We start from the raw sequence: 17,341 nt of genomic DNA, 5'->3' as shown, positions 1-17,341 counted from the left end.
GAATTATGTAACTTTCAAATTGAGTTGATTATACCAGAAAATCGACTTTCAGGTAGTTTTTTTGAAACAAAAATTCATCAAAGCATACAATTACTTAGTATTTTTCTAAAAAAGGACGAAGCTTATTCACGACGTAATGACTGCCGCCTCTGCCGTTAACGTTCTCAACAAGAGCGGTAAGCAGATAGGAAGAGGAATCGAGGTCGAAAGCAACCAAAAATCCGTTTTCCTGCCCGGCTTCACCTTTTTTTGATTTCAGCTCGGCTGTTCCTGTTTTCGCAGCAAGATTCCGTTTTGCAGAGGAAAGGGCATGGGCTGTCCCGCTCGAACGCTTTACTACCTGGGATAGTGAGCTTTTAACGGTGTTCGCGACTTCAGGTGTGATGATTTGCTGAACAGGTACCTTTTCTTTCTGATTTGCAAAAAGTATAGGCATCATCATATTGCCCTCGTTAACAAAAGGAGTAAAAGAAGCTGCCAAATGGATGGGTGACATCAGCATTTCTCCTTGACCATAGGAAGTGTCGGCAAGCAAAACCTCGGAGTCCAGACTCAAGTGATTCTTATTTGCATACTGGCTTGGTTTGAGATAAAGGGGAGCCAGGTTGAAATTTTCCCCAAACCCGAATTTACGGATACCATCAATAAATTTTTGGCTTCCCATTTCCAACGCTTCCTGGGCAAAGTAGATATTATCCGAGTATACAAGGGCATCCACCATGTTTACACTCGCAGCATCTTTGACACGGGTGACATAATAACCGCCCCAGCTGTCATCTTTGCGCCAGTGCAAGCCCTGAATGTGATGCGATTTTTCCGGCGTGGTAACCTTTTCGGTTAAGCCGGCTGCCGCCGTGACTGCTTTAAAAACGGAGCCAGGGGCGTAGCGGTTCGTAAAACGGTTGAAAAAAGGGAGGGTGGGGTCCTGGGAATACGAATCCCATTCAGTCTGGGATAGTCCTCTGACCATTTTATTAGGATTATAGGAAGGCGTACTCACAAGTGCCAAGAGATCTCCATGAACCGGATCCATCATAACGGCTGCCCCGGCGTCGCCGGACAATGTATCGTATAACGCTTGTTGTACTTCCGAACGGATTGTCAGTTTGAGCGTCTGACCATTTACTGCGGGCTTTTGTGCGATGATTGATTTTCTTTTGCCGTGTTCATTGATTACTTCAATGATTCCACCTTTTTGACCCCGGAGCTGGTTTTCCATAGATTGCTCCAACCCCGATTTACCGATCCAGTCATCTGCTTTATAGTAGCCTTCTTTATCTTTTTGCAAATCTTCCTGCGTTACTTGCCTGACATAACCGGTCAGATGAGCTGCAGCCTCGCCAAGCGGGTACGAACGTACTTCTTTGGTATGGATGGATACCCCAGGCAGGTCATCCGGAATCTGGGGGTCGTCTATATTCATGACAGGCACAAAATATTCAGGTTTAACCCATTTCTGGGCAAGCTTCTTTTTTATCACATCTACGGGTATATGAAAATAGTCACTGATTTTTCGGATAGCTACATCAGGATCCCCGCCCAATTTCGAAGGTGTGATTCCCCATTCATAGGCCGTACCTCCAGCAGCAAGAGCATACCCGTCACGATCTGTTATCTCACCTCGTTCAGGCTTCAGTACCTTGACGCTTACTTTATCCCCTGCAGCCATATCGGGGAGGATGAGGGAGGGCATCCACTGTATTTTCCAAGGCTTGCCCTTATCTCTTTTTTCCTGGGTCAGGATTAATTGATACTTCTCGTGGATTTCACCGATCCATGTGTTTAAGACAGCCGAATAGTTCAGCATATAGTTTGATGAATCTTCCAGCCTGATCGGCGTTCCTGCGTTCACTTCAATCTTGGTTACACCCATGCCTTCAAAAATAGATTTGTATTTCTGGATGAACTGTTCACGCGATAATTCTGATTGTTCCAACGATTCCGTGGACATAAGGTCATATAATTGTTCATAATCCTGATTCCGTAAACTGAGCATATATGTCTGTACGGTTTCATTCGGTGATTGCTCATCTAGCCGGCCAAAAAAATACACATATAAAGCCAGAACGCTGGCAGCCAGGAAAGAGAGTACACCGTACATCACCATTTGTTTTGGCTTCACTTTGATAACCTCGCTTTTGAAAGTTAATTCACAAACTGTTAATATAGTTGAAGAGATAACGATCCATTCCATGTATAACTATAAAATCTTGCGTGTAAGCAAACAATGGAATGAATCTGATGAAGTTATCAGTTTTGGCACAGCTATCATCAGAAATTATCAATGTGAAAAGAAAGTGAGAGATTCATAATGCCGGATATCATAAAAATCGTGGTAGATACAGCCGGCCAGAAAGGTCATGGTTCATTTCACTATCTGGAACAGGGGAAGAGCATTACCATCGGCAGACATACAGGTATGGATCATGCTGTTCTGTCCATCTATAATCAGCTTGTATCCAAGCAGCACTGCTGCGTTCACCGTGTACATAATGAAATATATGTAGAGGATCTGGGCAGTAAAAATGGCACAGAGCTTAATGGCCATCGTCTGGTACCACATCAGAAATACCTTTTTGCATTCGAAGACAGTTTGACTCTGGTTAATGGACTCGTGGGTCTTCAGTTAGAGATAAGCAGTGACCTTGAAGAGACACGGGAATATTTGATTTCTGATCTGCTGGTCCGAGAGGTGCGATTGAATGATCATTTGCAGACCATTCTGGTAGACAACGATCATATTACGCTGTCTAAAAAGGAGTATCAGTTGTTTAAGCTGCTGCACAGCCGCCTGGACCATTTTGTTACCAAAGAGGAGATTATGCAGCATGTATGGCCGGAGAGATGTATGGATAATACCGAGCTCGTCGGCATAGATGAAGTCAACTCGCTCATTTACCGGACTAACAAAAAGCTGGGTTCCAGCTTCATTATTAAATCCGTCTACAAAAAAGGCGTATTTATGAAGAGAGATGTGAGTTGAATTCAGCAGCATGAAGAGGACCCTTGAGGGTCCTTTTTTTGGTTTCAGAGGAAAACGTCGTTTGATGACGAAAGCATAATAGGCAATTGCGGCTATTACAAACGGTAAATATACAAATGAGAGGGTGCAGATGAATGGGCGCTAAATTAAAGCTGTGGTATGACCAGCCTTCCACACTTCCAGCAGCAAAAGAGAATTCGGATTGGAACCGGGCACTGCCTGTTGGCAATGGAAGACTAGGAGGTATGGTTTTCGCGAATATTCCGGTAGATCGAATCCAAATTAACGAGGAATCCATCTGGGCAGGCCCACCTGTAGATCTACAAAGCAGCCACCGAGGAAGGAGCTCTGCTTGAGCTAGACCGATTCGAGGAGGTTTGGGGTGCTAAGTATCCGCTTATTATCCGTTCATGGCGTAATAACTGGGGGGAACTCTCAACGTTTTTTAAGTATCCGCCTGAGATTCGCAAGGTGACGAAAGGAAAGAGCATCTTTCCTACCGACGAGTCTCTGCTCAAGATGCTCTACCTAGCTACGATGGATGTCACCCGCAAATGGACAGGCCGTGTCCAGAATTGGGGACAAATGCTGCTCCAGTTTTCCGTCTTCTTTCCGGATCGGATCAGTAACTATTTACGTTGAATTCCAAATCCCCCCTCGGGGGGGTTGCTTGAAAGGAGTTTACACAAAAATATTGACAGACCCAAAACTTATACCGACATGTTGTCGGAGTTAAAACGACACAATATTAATCTAATTTGTTTTGCTACTTCGCTATCATGTAAAAGCATTCCTAATCGGAGCACAGCACCATCAAACTTGATCTAGCAGATAGGTGTACATTTAGTACACGTATTTTTTCCTTATATTCTCTTAGCTCATGACCGCTTTTAAACTTCTATTCCGTCTGATTCTAATTCGTCACGATGCCCTTTAACAGTCATATTAATAACTTCTACATTAACCTCAAAATAGTCAATTACCTTTGATGTCGTCATATGTTTATCATTAGGCAGTAGAAGCAAAATGTCCACACCTACATGATGTTAGTGAGTTAAAAAGAGCGCCAAAACTAACTTTATTAAAATGTAGATCAGTACTTCGACTTGGAACTCTGAAACAATATGCAATCATAGCATGACTTTAGGACATGTTGGGGAAGGCTATTTTGTTGTTCAGTTAATCTATACAGTTGTCCCTGTAAGGATTTGGACTAGTATGAATGTAAATAGTTTAATAGGCACCATATTCATTTACCGACAAAAACAGGAAAAAATTTATATTAAAATACAAACTTTTTAGATTCGCGTGTTATATAAGTATAAGTGTTTTTTGAGAGATTTATATTCTCTAAAAAATTCACTTATATCTATTGAATCAGGGTTGACTATTCTTAGGCCGAGCTCATAAACCTGATTTCAAAAAAGTTAATAGGTGGAGGTGTTACTTATAAGCTCTTAATAGGTGTACATAAAAAGTCCATTCGTATAGGAATATAAATTAAGGGAGGATACAAAAAATGTTAAAGAAACTGTTTTCTCTAACACTGTCGATCATGTTATTATCAAGCTTAAGTTCAGTCGTATCAGCTTCACCAGATCAAAGTTCTGAGATCAAATCAAATCAAGAAATTGAATCAACACTGCAGCAAATTAATCAGATCATGGACGAAATGACATCTATAAAATTGGATGAAATGAATAATAAATCATTAGTGGCAGATGACGGTAGTAAAATGGCTTCATTAGAAAATGAATTAGAATCACTTGGTGTGAAGAAATTGACACCCAATGAAGTTCAAACAAATTATGTTAATGAAAATGTTACTAATCCAAAAGTTGTAGTTCCCCCGAGTAATGGGAATGTAAATTGGTATGAATACAGATATACCTCAGTCCGTAGTGGAGTAACTTACGCGGTACAGAACCTTTACGCTCAAGCTGTCGGGCCAAAAACTAATCTATACATCTCGGGTGATGGTAAACAATTTTATAGCAGTTCAACAGGTGTCTTTCTCAAGGATTTGGGCGTTAATCTTGCAAATATTTACGCTCAAAAATTGGTAGGAGCGGTAATTGCAAAAATTCCTGTCGCAGGTTGGTTGCCTTATGAGCTTTTGTATAATACGAACATATCTAATGCTACTGTAAATAGAAGTACAATGAATTATTCTGGTCTATCAACTTACTGTTACACATATGTTAAAAAAGATGGACAAGCGGATAATTATGCAAACCTAACCTTTGTTTCCAATAAAGTCGATCTGTCCACAACTTATGTTTTTTCTGGTATTCTGAATGCTGGAACTTCTAGTGCAACTACATTCTCAGACGGAACAAGCAAGAAAGTTGTTGATTATGCAGAGAATTATGCTAATATCGAAAAAGCAATTGATGCATATATAAATCCTTCTGCTCAAAAAGAATCGATCATTAGTCAGTATATTTACTATAACCATGATAAAACCCAGAATTATATTGTTGCTACTCCTTATATTACACTCCCAACTCAAGTCATATACTAAGTTATGATATTAGGCAATGTTACGAAGTGCTTCAAAAAACGTAACATTGCCTTCTTTAAAGGAGGTACTATGAAAAAGGTAATCAGTGTTATTTGTGTCTTCATATTAGTTTTTTTTGTTCTTTTCTTTTATTTTACTCGATTTAGTTATTCTGCAATGTTAAACAAAAATGACTTCTCAGCTAGAGATGTTATTGCAAGCGAAGGATATTCGATAGATTCGAATCATTTAACAAAAGTCCTTCTTTGTGTTGATTCTAATAAACTGGGGATTATTGGAGCTGCGAATTACGGTTTTGGTATTTGGAAGGAAACAAATTTCGGATCAATTATTAAGAATCCTGGATCAGGTCAATTTGCTACGTCCACTATGATAATTCCTAAAAATCCTGGTATAAATGGTTATACTGAAAAGCATATTTTTATTGCAGGATTTGTTGATTTTCCTAATAAACCGCGAATAAAAGGAAACTCAGACTTCTATCTTAATATTGACTACTATCCCATTGATAATAAAGTACTATTATTTGCCCATGCTATTGGAGGTAGAGATATGGTGAATTTTGGTTCGTCTCAAATATTACAATATATTACAGAACAGATTAACGTAAATAAAGAATAGTAATTCAATATATTCATATAAAACAATGACTGAACTTCCATTCAATGTATCTTCTTCAGAATTTTTCAGTGCTTATTTATTCACTAAAATAATTGCCGTCATTCGTTATTATTATTAGATTAGATGTAAAACCCTTATAAACAAAGGGTTTTTTGATATGAAATTCTGCATAAAACAGGACTTTATGCACACTTTTTTACATGGATTGGATTATTTATTTTGTTTCTTTTCAAAATAAGTTATACCTTCTTCAATAACAGTGCTGATCAATTTCTTATTCTTGTGGACTTGGTTTTACACCAAACTTATCTAGGATATCATTGACAACTTTAAGAGAGCTTTATCTTTTCATCTTTACTTTGGTCATCTTTTAAACCCCCGATATAATCAACAACTTCTCCATTGCAGTATTTAGTTTAGGTATTTCAATTACAATCTTCATTTTAATTTCCCTTACTAAGAATTTGTAACCAGACGGTGTTAGTTTCCGAACTGGGAAGAAAGACCGCTTCTGAGGTGTATGGCTGCCGCGGTTTTGTTGCGCATTATACGACGGATGCTTGGCTGTTTACAGCACCGCTTGGCAGGATCAGCTATGGCATGTGGCCGATGGGAGCGGGGTGGTGCGTCCGTGACTTTATGGAATACTATCGTTTTACGGGGGATAAAGCCTTCCTGAGAGAGCGAGCATATCCCATTCTGAAGGAAGCGGCACTTTTTTTCCTGGACTGGTTAGTCAGACATCCTGAGTCGGGTTTATGGGTATCCGGGCCTTCTTCTTCACCCGAAAATATGTACTTTTCACCCGAAGGAGCTAAAATCGGCTTATGCATGGCTCCGGCAATGGACCAGCAAATTATTCATGAGGTGTTCGTCAATGTCATCGAAGCGGCTGCGTTATTAAATATAACGGATGACTTTATTGTTCAAGTGTCGGATGTGATGAGAGAATTGGCCATGCCGGGGATCGGGACCGACGGAAGACTTCTGGAATGGTGTGAAAATGTGGAGGAAGTAGAGCCCGGACATCGGCATATTTCGCATTTGTATGGCCTGTATCCTGGATCACAATATACCTTTGAGTCTTCTTCAGAATATATGATAGCAGCACAAAAAACACTGGAGTACCGCTTATCACATGGCGGGGGGCATACGGGATGGAGCAGGGCGTGGATTATCAATTTCTGGTGCCGTCTGAGAAATGGGGCACAAGCTCACATCAATCTGGAAAGCCTGCTGAAGTTCTCCACGCTGCCTAATTTATTTGATAACCATCCTCCGTTTCAAATCGACGGTAATTTTGGAGGTACGGCAGGAATTGCCGAAATGCTGGTGCAAAGCCACACCGGAGTTCTGGAGCTGCTGCCTGCTCTTCCTCCGGAATGGAGGGACGGATTGGTAAAGGGACTGAGAGCGCGCGGAGGTTTCGAAGTCGATCTGCAGTGGAAGGATGGAGAAATAAAAGAATGCAGAATCATATCGCTTCAGGGCAACCTGTGCAAAGTCAAATGGAATGATCAACTGAAAGAATTCGGAACTACTGCGGGAGAAGTTTATTTCCCAATGAAATAAGGTGGATATCACATTCAGCAATAAATGCCCCAGGATGCGCTCCTGAGGGCATTTATTTAATGGAGTGTTTTTTACTATGAGAAAACGAATGCAAGTGATACAATAAGTTAGTCTTTTTTTTAAAAGCATCGGGGGAGGAAATCAGCATCAATGGAACATGTACCATTTATTGCAGTTGAAGGTCCGATCGGAGCAGGGAAAACAACGCTGGCTTCGATGCTCGCGGACCAATTGAAGTTTCCTGTTATCAAGGAAATCGTAGAAGAAAACCCGTTTATCGATAAATTTTATCAGAACATGGATGATTGGAGCTTTCAACTCGAGATGTTCTTTCTCTGCAATCGTTACAAGCAGCTTAAAGAAACGGTAAGCGAGTTTATTGATAAAGGAAAGCCTGTCATCTCGGATTATCACATTTATAAGAATCTAATTTTTAGCGATAGAACCCTGAAGGGGACCGAACGGGAAAAATACCGGGAGATTTTCCATGTCTTGACGGATGATCTGCCGAAGCCGAACATTATATTTTATATTAGAGCAGATCTCGATACACTCTTAAAACGAATTGCCAAACGGGGCCGCTCTTTTGAAGAAGACATCGACCAGAATTATTTACAGCAATTAATCGAAGATTATGAAGCTGCGATGGCATCGCTTGCAATCCGTGAACCAGGCACAAGAATAATAACGATTGACGGGAACACCGTCGATTTTGTAGAGAACAGAGAACATTTTGAAGAGATCGCCTCTCATATAAAGGAGCTTATGGTATGAATCAATATAATATCCCGGATCATGCAATTATTACGGTAGCAGGGACCGTTGGCGTCGGCAAATCGACATTAACTGCCGCGCTGGCAGAGCAATTGGGCTTTAAAACCTCGCTGGAGCAGGTTGACCATAACCCGTATCTGGAAAAGTTTTATCATGATTTTGAGCGCTGGAGCTTTCATTTGCAAATCTATTTTCTAGCAGAGCGGTTTAAAGAGCAAAAGAAGATTTTCGAAATGGGTGGAGGCTTTGTTCAGGACCGTTCGATTTATGAGGATACCGGAATATTTGCTAAAATGCATGCGGATCAAGGAACGATGACCCAAACGGATTATGAAACGTATTCGAGCCTGTTTGAAGCTATGGTTATGACGCCGTACTTTCCTCATCCGGATGTACTCATTTATATTGAAGGCAGTCTGCCATCCATTCTGAACCGAATCAATGAACGCGGGCGTGAAATGGAGATTCAGACAGAGGTATCCTATTGGGAACATATGCACGAGAGGTATTCGGTCTGGATTAATGAATTTAAAGCTTGTCCGGTGCTGCGCTTGAACATTGATGATTATGATGTCCATGACTCCGCGTCTATGTCTAATATTTTGAAGCTGGTAGGACAGAAAATTGGCAGTTCTGCAGCGATAATATAAAGGAAAGCGGATAAGATTAGAATATTTGAAATCATAGGAGATGATTCATGAAGACGTTTATGATTATCAGCCAAATCATTTATTTGCTGTTTGTTTTACCGTGGCTCTTTATTTGGGGGATATCATTTATGGGATTTGACAGTGGGGTCAGCGGCGGGGCTATCGCTCTGGTCACGATTATTGGCGTATATCCACTGGTTGCAATCGCATGTTCGATCATAGCCTGGGTGCTGCATAAGCGGAAGACTCGTACGGCGGTCCTCATAAATTTAATTCCTATGCTATGGGTTGTGGGCATTGGTGGCCCAGTCCTGTACATTAACTTCTTTTAATTAATAAAATCATTTATTTTAAATACTGCAAGTAGTAAAATCCCGCCCGGAACTCCCGGCGGGATTTTTGAATTCGTAATTAGTTAACAATTATTGGGTCTCTCAACCTGAAAATAGGCGTTAAAAGTCGTGCTCTCTTCACTAGAGTCACAAGTCAAATAGCCATTATTTTTATCTAGGATCATGTTTACGATGGATAATCCTAATCCAGAGCCTTTGCTTTTGGATGTATATCCCGGTTTCATGATTAGCTCTAGCTTATGATCCGGAATTTGGTCACCATTGTTTCTCACGGTGAAGATTAAAAAAGCTCCTTCCAGATAACCAATCACGGAAATCTGAGGAACAAAATCATCCGATGAATTGCTCGCTCTCAAAACCGCATCAAACGAGTTGTCAATGAGATTACTCAAAACCCTCACCAAATCATTGGTCTTATACTTAAAATTCGGTATTGAATTAAAATCTAAAATCTCGTAGTAAAAATCGACACCTTTCTGATGGGCGAATCTGTGTTTGGTGTGTAAAAGTGCCATTAAAGGAGGACAATTAATAAGGAGAAGTTCATTGAGCTCCAGCGTGTCATCCATTAATTCCTCAGTGTATTTATGCAAACCCTCGTATTGCTTCATCGTCACTAAAGCTCGGATCGTGGCTATGGTGTTGTTATAGTCATGCCTTTGCTGCTTCAGCGTTAAGTTGATTGTTTCCATGCTGTTTTCATAACTATCATGTACGAATGCAATTTCCTGCGCTTTATTCTTATTAAATACCTTTAGGATAAGTGTACATAAGACCAAGAATACTGCTGATCCTATAGCGATCGCATACACATAGTAAACAACCTGATCCATGAGCACCTTTTTCATAATTTGATAATCAGATATCAAGCACATCATATACACTTGTTGATCTATTTTAATGGGCATGAAGTATTTTTCCAGCTTCATATTTCCTACTTTAACAATATAACTAACATATTCTTTATCTACAGCCTTATTCAGGGCGGGAATATCGTTATCATTCAAATATTGATAAGTGCCATAGCCCTCCGTGTCCTGTATGGTGACGAAGTTTTTTTCCGGCTTTTGAAGCAATGATATCTCCAGGGTAATTCGTTTGCCTTGATAAAGGTTAACATGATTATCCCGCAGCTCTTCCAAATGCTCATTGACGTAAGCGTATTTATCTTTCGATATGTTTACCTGGGTAAAATCTAAAACATAATCCATTTGTGATGTGGAATATTGATAACGATATTCATGGTTGCCGATCTCGAAAGCATTCACGTTCATCCGATCTTTCTTCGGTATCATTTCTAATGACTTTATTCCAAAATCAGTGACCAGATTACCTATTTTCGTCTGATCAAAATCAGAGTAGTTTGGTCCAATGTCTTTTACAATGAGAGAAGAGGTTGTCTTCATTTGCTGCGAGACGATATGAATCTCATTTTCATGGTTAGCCTTCACTTGGCCAAGGTATTGTTTAACATATTCAGCAGTCGTATCCAGCCGTTTATCACCTTCAGCAATCAATGCCCTTTGTGTAAAAAAATAATAGGCTACATTCGTAACTACAAATATAAAAATAATGATAAATATCACTGAGATTGAAACCGTCCTGCCTTGTTTCTTCATCCTGTGTTCTCCTTAGTTGTCTACTCATATATTTATCTGCCAAAGAAAATTGAACGGAATGAAAGGTGTGTAAACCGAAAATCATGATACCAATAATGGTTATGTTGAAAAATACCAGTCATAATATGTATTCATAGCTTTAAATACACTATATCTGATTATTAATAATTTATCACTTACATTGTGTCTCACAAGGATGTAGAAGGGTAATGGCTCTGAACTGCGCTGATTGATTGAATCCTTCAAATTGGGTTATTGGAAATCATCTTTGGGCATCCTGTAACGGAAATAATGACGGATATGACCCTCATAATCCTAATCAGGGGAGCGATAGGAAAGATCATGCGTAGCATTAAAGTTCAAATTACTGCCGGTATTCTTCTCATACTTATAACCGCCATATGTGTAGTAGCCTATTTTCAACGTCACGATAATGAACAGAGTCACAATTCTCCTCAAAAACAGCTTGCCATTAAGAAATTGAAAGAAAAAGAAATCATCTTGAAGACACATAATCATCTCAATCAAGCTTATCCCTATCAACAAAATCAGGCTGCTGGCAGGAAGACCTATTTTGGAGTGGGGAGAGGTTACAATCTGATTATGGTTCAGTTTGAATCCATTCAAAATTTTGTACTGCATTCATCGATTCAGGGTCAAGAAGTGACTCCGGTTATGAATAAGCTCGCTACGGAGAGCTTGTATTTTCCTTATATATTTCAGCAAATCGGCATAGGGAATACCTCGGATGCAGAGTTTATAAGCAATACCTCCATCTATCCGATCGGGTCGAATCCCATGTCAACCAAATTCGGCAACCGGAAGCTTTCGAGCATGGCAAGACTGATGAAAACCAGAAATTATACAACGAGCACATTTCACGTCAATGATGTGAGCTTTTGGAATCGGAATCAATTATACCCGGCATTGGGATTTGATACGTATTATGATCGACCGTATTTTCAACAAGAAAAATTCAATAAATTTGGAGCTTCGGATGAGGAGTTGTACCGGGTAGGTGTCAGCAAGCTAAAGGCTTTGGGTACGCAACGAAAAAAATTCTATAGTCAGTTCATCACCGTTTCGAGTCATTCTCCTTTTGTGATACCAAAAGACAGAAGGAAGCTGCAGCTTCCTCAGAAATTGAGTGATAGTCGGCTGGAGAACTATCTTGTCGCAATAAACTATGCAGACTATGCCCTTGGGACTTTTATTGACGGACTTAAAAAGGAGGGGCTGTGGGATAAGAGTGTATTTATCGTTTATGGTGACCATTTTGGCCTCCATAAAAAGTATCATGATCCGAAGGAGATTAATAAGGCACTTGGGATTCCCTACCATAAACAGATCAGTACCTTCAATGTACCTGTTATTATTCATCTGCCTGAGCAGCTCAGCGGAAAAGTAATTAATCGGACTGGAGGACAAGTCGATATTCTCCCGACAGTTGCCAATATTATGGGGATTGATCTCAAGGGTGAAGGATTTACAGCATTTGGTCATGATCTATTGAATGTGGGTCATAATATTGTTGGTATGCGTTATTATTTGCCGACAGGGTCATTTTTTAATGATGATGTCCTTTTTGTACCCGGTAAAAATGGTTTTATGGATGGTAAAGCAACATCAATCAAAACGTTCCAATCAATAAAAGACATTGCGCGCTACAGGCTGGAATACGACTATATCATTCAGTGGATGAATCTGTCGGATAAATATACAAAGCAGCTACCCTACCGGGAGGATTACAAACAATAGGATTTTCAAAAATATTCATGGGCTTTTAGGATGTACAAATACAATATTGTATAAGTTTCTCGGTAAACTAAATAATAATAAAAACAGAGGAATATTTGAACATCCAAGGAGGCTGCATGCGGTTGAAGCTAAGCTTCATATTATCGATGCGGAATCAACGGTCCAAGTGGGATCGATCAAAGCATCCTTTTTCACCACGATTCATAGCATACCTGACTGCCTGGGTGTATTAATGCAGACACCTGAAGGAAACGTGGTTCATACAGGAGATTTTAAATTTGACATGTCACCGGTGAAGGGGCCATTTCCTGATTTGCACCGGATGGCTGAAATCGGTATGAAAGGAGTTAAAGTGCTGTTATCTGAGAGTACCAATGCTGAAAGGCCGGGATTTACTCCCTCTGAACACATGGTAGGGGAGCATATCTTTGATGCTTTCGCCAGAGCAAAACAGCAGGTATTTATCTCTACGTTTGCGTCCAATGTCAACCGCGTTCAGCAAATTATTGACGCATCGATTAAGACTGAACGCAAGCTTGTTCTTCTTGGTCGCAGTATGGTTAATGTCGTCACGATGGCCAAGGAGCTAGGCTATTTGAATTTTGCAGATGACTTACTAATAGGTCCAGATGAGACAGAACGGTTTCCTCCCGAAAAAATTGCCGTCTTATGTACAGGGAGTCAGGGAGAGCCTATGGCAGCTCTTTCCCGGCTCGCCTCTTCACGGCATCCCCATATCGAAATCTTGCCTGGTGATACAGTCATCATTGCCGCAGGGGCGATTCCAGGAAATGAGCGAAATCTTGCCCAGCTTATTGATAATTTGTATGTTCTGGGGGCACGCGTGATCTATGGATCCGGCAACGCTTCAGGGATGCATGTTTCTGGTCATGGCAGCCAGGAGGAATTAAAACTGATGCTGACTTTGATGAAACCGGAATATTTGATTCCAATTCATGGAGAATTCCGAATGCTGTATCAGCACCGGATGCTGGCGGATTCAGTCGGGATCATGCCCGAGAATGTATTTATCATTCAAAATGGTGACACCGTTCAAATCAAAGAGGGAAGAGCCTCCCTTGGGCCAAAGGTTCCTTCAGGCAATAGTCTTGTAGATGGTCTGATGATCGGGGATGTAGGTAATATTGTGCTGCGTGACCGCAGACAATTGTCTTCAGACGGGATGTTAATTATTGTAACCACACTCAGCAAAATGGAAAAGCATATGGTCGCATCACCGGAGGTGATCTCCAGAGGTTTTGTATTTGTGAAGGATTCTGAAGAATTGATGAGCCAAATACAGGACCTTGTAAAGTCTACGATGAGGGATTTATCAGAGTCCGAAACAACACAGTGGAATCTGATCAAGCAGACTTTGAAGGATCATATTGGCCAATTTGTTTACAAAAAAACCAAAAGAAGACCAATGATTTTACCCATTATTATTGAGGTATAATTCAATCGTTAAAGCACCCTCAATCTCAGATTGAGGGTGCTTATTTTGTTCACAGTTTATCTTTCGAAAGATCAAGCCAATCGAGTTCATCTTTTGTGAGATGAATGAGCGAGCCTTCGTCACAGGAACGAAGCTCCTCAGCTGACTGAGCTCCGATCAGAGCGCAGGTCGGATAAGGCTGATTCAATACATAGGCAAGGGCAATTTGAATGGCCGTGACCTGTTTGGTCTCTGCCAATTGCTTGGCACGCTCCAGTCTCTCCCAGTTATCATCGTTGTAGAAGACACGGACCAGGTCTGCGTTATCACGAATGTCGGGCGTGAACCTTCCTGTGAAAAATCCCCGGGCTTGTGAAGACCATGAGAATAGAGGTAATTGTTCCTTCTCATGCCAAGCACAAGTCTCCGCGTCTGCTGAAACACATCCGGTCCAGAATGGTTCATTGGGTTTGGCAAGGCTGAGATTAGGACTGCTGAATGAAAATCCCGCAAGTTGATGCGCCGCGGCGTATTCATTCGCTTCCTGTATACGCTGCCAAGTCCAGTTGGACACACCGATTGCTCCAACGGTGCCGGCCTTCACATATTCATTGAGGGCTTCAATAACCTCACCCGCCGGAACATTAGGGTCATCGCGGTGCAGCGCGTAAAGATCGATAAAATCCGTCTGCAGCCGCTCGAAGCTTTTCATAATATCCGCACGGATATGCTGCTCGCTCACACGCGGACCGTTCTGGTCATGATGGGCTCCTTTGGTCAGGATAACAAGCTGATCCCGGTTGCCTCTTTCCTGCATATAGCGTCCGATTACTTCCTCACTTTGGCCACCGCAGTATATGTTGGCTGTATCGATCGAGTTGCCGCCAATCGCCATAAAAGAATCCAGATTGGCTGCAGCTTTATCATAGGAATCGTGAAAAAAGTAATCTGAACCCTTCATTAGCCGCGAGATAGGCTTCTGTAAACCTTTAACAGAAATATATTCCATAGTGACTCCTCCTTGTCGGATGGTTTTTATAGAGCAACCCTGATATGCTCACGGGCAGACATAAGACACGCATCAATGACCTTCATGTTATGTATGGCATCCTGCGTATCGAAGCGCAGAGGTGTTCGATCATGAATTGCACGGGCAAGATGATCGGCCTGCTCTGTGTATGCATTGATATCCTGGACATGGATTTCTTTGCGTTCTCCTCCGGTAGATATGAAGAAATTACCACTGCCCGGGGATGGGGTAACAAATGCAGAAGGAACCTCAATGATTCCTTCGGTTCCAAGAACCTCAAGCGGATTGCGGGATGCTGCCCACATACCGCAATCAAAGGAGAGGGACACATCACCGAATTCAATCAATCCCGAAGCCATCATATCCACGTCGCCATGGTCAGGAGAGAAGAGGGCATTTACCGTAACAGCATCCGGTTCCTTGCCCAAGAGCAGTCTTGCGGCATTGATGGGATAACAGCCGACATCATAGATGGAGCCTCCGCCCCAATCCTTCCGGAACCTGACATTGCCTGTATTTCCAGAACTGTTAAAAGTAAAAGCGCTGCGTATTCCCCGTAGTTCTCCAATTGCTCCCGAATCTATCAGATCCTTTATTGCATCGTACCGGGGATGATAACGATACATGAAAGCTTCAGACAAATAGACACCGGCTCTCTCAGCGGCTTCGGCCATTTCAACGGCTTCGGCTTCTGTCAAAGCAAGCGGCTTCTCACACAGTATATGCTTACCCGCTTGAGCGGCCCGGATGGTCCATTCCTTGTGAAGGTGATTGGGGAGAGGTATATAAACAACATCAATGGATGGGTCTTCCAGTAGGGCTTCGTAGCTGCCATATGCATTAGGAATGTGGAGCTCTTCTGCCGTTTGCTTGGCTTTGTCTAAATCTCTGCTTGCGATCGCTGCAACCTCATTCAGTTCGGATAAATGCACACCGGGAATGACTGCTCTTTTTGCGATGCTGGCACAGCCAAGAATACCCCATTTCAATTTTCGGTTCATTATTTCCATCAACTCCTTAGCTGATTTATATGATGATATTGCGATTATAAAAGATTGAATTTAAAATTAAAATGATATTATTTTGCATTCCAATAAAACAATATTGTCATTCAAAGGAGAAATGATGAAGAGACAGATCCATCTGCTGACACTACCACAAATGCCCTTCTTCTGTTTTCCTGAGTCTGTGGGCATTTATCAGAATGACCCGGAACACAGCGTATCCCGGAAGGCAGGAGCGATGAATAACTTCAACATTCATTATGTAGCTGCAGGCAAGGGATATATTGAGATCGACAACATCGTTCATGAGCTGCGCGCAGGCGAAGCGGTGCTGTATTTTCCCATGCAGCAGCAGAGGTATTACAGCAGTGAAGATGATCCGTGGGATATCCGGTGGTTCCATTTCTATGGAAATGGACTGCAGCATTATTTGGTGGAGAGAGGGTTTCACACGAGTGCGTTGTGGACGATACGTCAGACAGACCTGTATGAGCAGGCTCATGAAGATCTACTTCAAGAGGCCGAAAAGCATCGGATGCTGCATCCGGTCTATTTGTCCACGCTTACCTATGCATTAATCAGTGCATTTGTAGAACAGGCCGTTGCATTAACAGGCAGCAAATCCAATACCTCTAACAGCCGTATTTTAGAGCTCCTTCCATTGATGCAGCAGGAAGCTGTGAAGCCCTTCAGTCTGGAGGACTGGTCTGGAAGGCTGGGAGTTAGCAGCTATTATTTTTGCAAATTGTTTCGCAGTGTGATGGAGATGACTCCAATGGAATTTATCACTCGCTGCCGGCTTCAGGCGGCTAAGCAGTGGCTTCTGGAACGAAAGGAGACGACCGTAGGGCAAATCGCGGAGGAGGCAGGATACCCGAGCGTCAGTTATTTCAATAAAAGGTTTATGGAGCATGAAGGGATGACTCCCACCGCTTATCGCCGGCTATACGGGATTCATAAAAATTAGACGTATAAAAAGCACATTCTGCCTCAAGCAGAGTGTGCTTTTAATCCATCT

General features: G+C 41.7%; 15 protein-coding genes and 1 pseudogene. 12 read left to right on the top strand and 4 right to left on the bottom strand.

The features are described 5' to 3' along the window. Positions 1-94: 94 nt before the first annotated feature. Positions 95-2,122 carry a penicillin-binding protein PBP4(5) gene (gene pbp4, locus KJS65_RS09305; RefSeq protein WP_213649573.1) on the bottom strand — a complete coding sequence of 676 codons (2,028 nt, stop codon included), beginning with the start codon at positions 2,120-2,122 and terminating at the stop codon, positions 95-97. Between the two features lie 189 nt (positions 2,123-2,311). Here pbp4 and KJS65_RS09300 point away from each other — a divergent pair, with 189 nt between their 5' ends. From KJS65_RS09300 to KJS65_RS09260, 9 genes and pseudogenes are all read left to right on the top strand, one after another. Continuing rightward, a complete protein-coding gene (locus KJS65_RS09300) occupies positions 2,312-2,983 on the top strand; it encodes an FHA domain-containing protein (RefSeq protein ID WP_213649572.1) in 672 nt (223 codons plus the stop codon). Positions 2,984-3,117: 134 nt separating this feature from the next. Then, the gene (locus KJS65_RS09295; protein ID WP_213649571.1) at positions 3,118-3,339 is read left to right on the top strand and encodes a glycoside hydrolase N-terminal domain-containing protein; all 222 of its coding nucleotides are present in this window, start codon (positions 3,118-3,120) and stop codon (positions 3,337-3,339) included. Then, positions 3,302-3,625, top strand: a pseudogene (locus tag KJS65_RS09290) (transposase); the annotation flags it as partial. The gene KJS65_RS09295 and the pseudogene KJS65_RS09290, both read left to right, overlap by 38 nt. Positions 3,626-4,502: 877 nt before the next feature. Then, positions 4,503-5,507 carry a hypothetical protein gene (locus KJS65_RS09285; protein WP_213649570.1) on the top strand — a complete coding sequence of 335 codons (1,005 nt, stop codon included), beginning with the start codon at positions 4,503-4,505 and terminating at the stop codon, positions 5,505-5,507. Positions 5,508-5,576: 69 nt separating this feature from the next. Beyond that, a complete protein-coding gene (locus KJS65_RS09280) occupies positions 5,577-6,128 on the top strand; it encodes a hypothetical protein (protein ID WP_213649569.1) in 552 nt (183 codons plus the stop codon). Between the two features lie 477 nt (positions 6,129-6,605). Continuing rightward, a complete protein-coding gene (locus tag KJS65_RS09275; RefSeq protein WP_213649568.1) occupies positions 6,606-7,700 on the top strand; it encodes a glycosyl hydrolase family 95 catalytic domain-containing protein in 1,095 nt (364 codons plus the stop codon). Positions 7,701-7,850: 150 nt separating this feature from the next. Then, positions 7,851-8,474, top strand: coding sequence for a deoxynucleoside kinase (locus KJS65_RS09270; RefSeq protein ID WP_213649567.1), 624 nt, complete (start codon positions 7,851-7,853; stop codon positions 8,472-8,474). Then, on the top strand, positions 8,471-9,124 hold the full coding sequence (locus KJS65_RS09265) for a deoxynucleoside kinase (RefSeq protein ID WP_213649566.1): 654 nt from the start codon (positions 8,471-8,473) through the stop codon (positions 9,122-9,124). Before KJS65_RS09270 ends, KJS65_RS09265 begins: the two co-directional genes overlap by 4 nt. A gap of 47 nt (positions 9,125-9,171) precedes the next feature. Next, positions 9,172-9,456, top strand: a complete 285-nt coding sequence (locus tag KJS65_RS09260; protein ID WP_213649565.1) for a hypothetical protein — start codon at positions 9,172-9,174, stop codon at positions 9,454-9,456. 83 nt (positions 9,457-9,539) lie between these two features. Here the strand turns inward: KJS65_RS09260 and KJS65_RS09255 are convergent, their stop codons facing one another. After that, positions 9,540-11,096 (bottom strand): sensor histidine kinase, encoded by a 1,557-nt coding sequence (locus KJS65_RS09255; RefSeq protein ID WP_213649564.1) that lies wholly within the window; start codon positions 11,094-11,096, stop codon positions 9,540-9,542. Positions 11,097-11,438: 342 nt separating this feature from the next. Between KJS65_RS09255 and KJS65_RS09250 the strand changes: the two genes are divergently transcribed. After that, a complete protein-coding gene (locus KJS65_RS09250; protein WP_244864453.1) occupies positions 11,439-12,854 on the top strand; it encodes an LTA synthase family protein in 1,416 nt (471 codons plus the stop codon). 91 nt (positions 12,855-12,945) lie between these two features. Further along, on the top strand, positions 12,946-14,310 hold the full coding sequence (locus tag KJS65_RS09245) for a ribonuclease J (protein WP_244864568.1): 1,365 nt from the start codon (positions 12,946-12,948) through the stop codon (positions 14,308-14,310). 49 nt (positions 14,311-14,359) lie between these two features. On the opposite strand, the gene KJS65_RS09240 is transcribed toward KJS65_RS09245, so the two are convergent. After that, positions 14,360-15,298, bottom strand: a complete 939-nt coding sequence (locus KJS65_RS09240) for an aldo/keto reductase (RefSeq protein ID WP_213649562.1) — start codon at positions 15,296-15,298, stop codon at positions 14,360-14,362. A 26-nt stretch (positions 15,299-15,324) separates the two neighbouring features. Next, the gene (locus KJS65_RS09235) at positions 15,325-16,320 is read right to left on the bottom strand and encodes a Gfo/Idh/MocA family protein (protein ID WP_213649561.1); all 996 of its coding nucleotides are present in this window, start codon (positions 16,318-16,320) and stop codon (positions 15,325-15,327) included. A 124-nt stretch (positions 16,321-16,444) separates the two neighbouring features. Here KJS65_RS09235 and KJS65_RS09230 point away from each other — a divergent pair, with 124 nt between their 5' ends. Then, positions 16,445-17,290, top strand: coding sequence for a helix-turn-helix transcriptional regulator (locus KJS65_RS09230; protein ID WP_213650719.1), 846 nt, complete (start codon positions 16,445-16,447; stop codon positions 17,288-17,290). Positions 17,291-17,341 lie beyond the last annotated feature (51 nt).

It is taken from the genome of Paenibacillus sp. J23TS9 (assembly GCF_018403225.1).
GTDB lineage: Bacteria > Bacillota > Bacilli > Paenibacillales > Paenibacillaceae > Paenibacillus_AQ.
Note: the sequence above shows the minus strand (reverse complement) of the source record. Positions and strands in the feature narration are given on the sequence as shown.

What these genes read in the sequence shown, in the direction of transcription:
- KJS65_RS09300 (WP_213649572.1), top strand. Translation starts at nt 2,312, where the DNA reads ATGCCGGATATCATAAAAATCGTGGTAGATACAGCCGGCCAGAAAGGT.
- KJS65_RS09295 (WP_213649571.1), top strand. Translation starts at nt 3,118, where the DNA reads ATGGGCGCTAAATTAAAGCTGTGGTATGACCAGCCTTCCACACTTCCA.
- KJS65_RS09285 (WP_213649570.1), top strand. Translation starts at nt 4,503, where the DNA reads ATGTTAAAGAAACTGTTTTCTCTAACACTGTCGATCATGTTATTATCA.
- KJS65_RS09280 (WP_213649569.1), top strand. Translation starts at nt 5,577, where the DNA reads ATGAAAAAGGTAATCAGTGTTATTTGTGTCTTCATATTAGTTTTTTTT.
- KJS65_RS09270 (WP_213649567.1), top strand. Translation starts at nt 7,851, where the DNA reads ATGGAACATGTACCATTTATTGCAGTTGAAGGTCCGATCGGAGCAGGG.
- KJS65_RS09265 (WP_213649566.1), top strand. Translation starts at nt 8,471, where the DNA reads ATGAATCAATATAATATCCCGGATCATGCAATTATTACGGTAGCAGGG.
- KJS65_RS09260 (WP_213649565.1), top strand. Translation starts at nt 9,172, where the DNA reads ATGAAGACGTTTATGATTATCAGCCAAATCATTTATTTGCTGTTTGTT.
- KJS65_RS09255 (WP_213649564.1), bottom strand. Translation starts at nt 11,096, where the DNA reads ATGAAGAAACAAGGCAGGACGGTTTCAATCTCAGTGATATTTATCATT.
- KJS65_RS09250 (WP_244864453.1), top strand. Translation starts at nt 11,439, where the DNA reads ATGCGTAGCATTAAAGTTCAAATTACTGCCGGTATTCTTCTCATACTT.
- KJS65_RS09240 (WP_213649562.1), bottom strand. Translation starts at nt 15,298, where the DNA reads ATGGAATATATTTCTGTTAAAGGTTTACAGAAGCCTATCTCGCGGCTA.
- KJS65_RS09235 (WP_213649561.1), bottom strand. Translation starts at nt 16,320, where the DNA reads ATGAACCGAAAATTGAAATGGGGTATTCTTGGCTGTGCCAGCATCGCA.
- KJS65_RS09230 (WP_213650719.1), top strand. Translation starts at nt 16,445, where the DNA reads ATGAAGAGACAGATCCATCTGCTGACACTACCACAAATGCCCTTCTTC.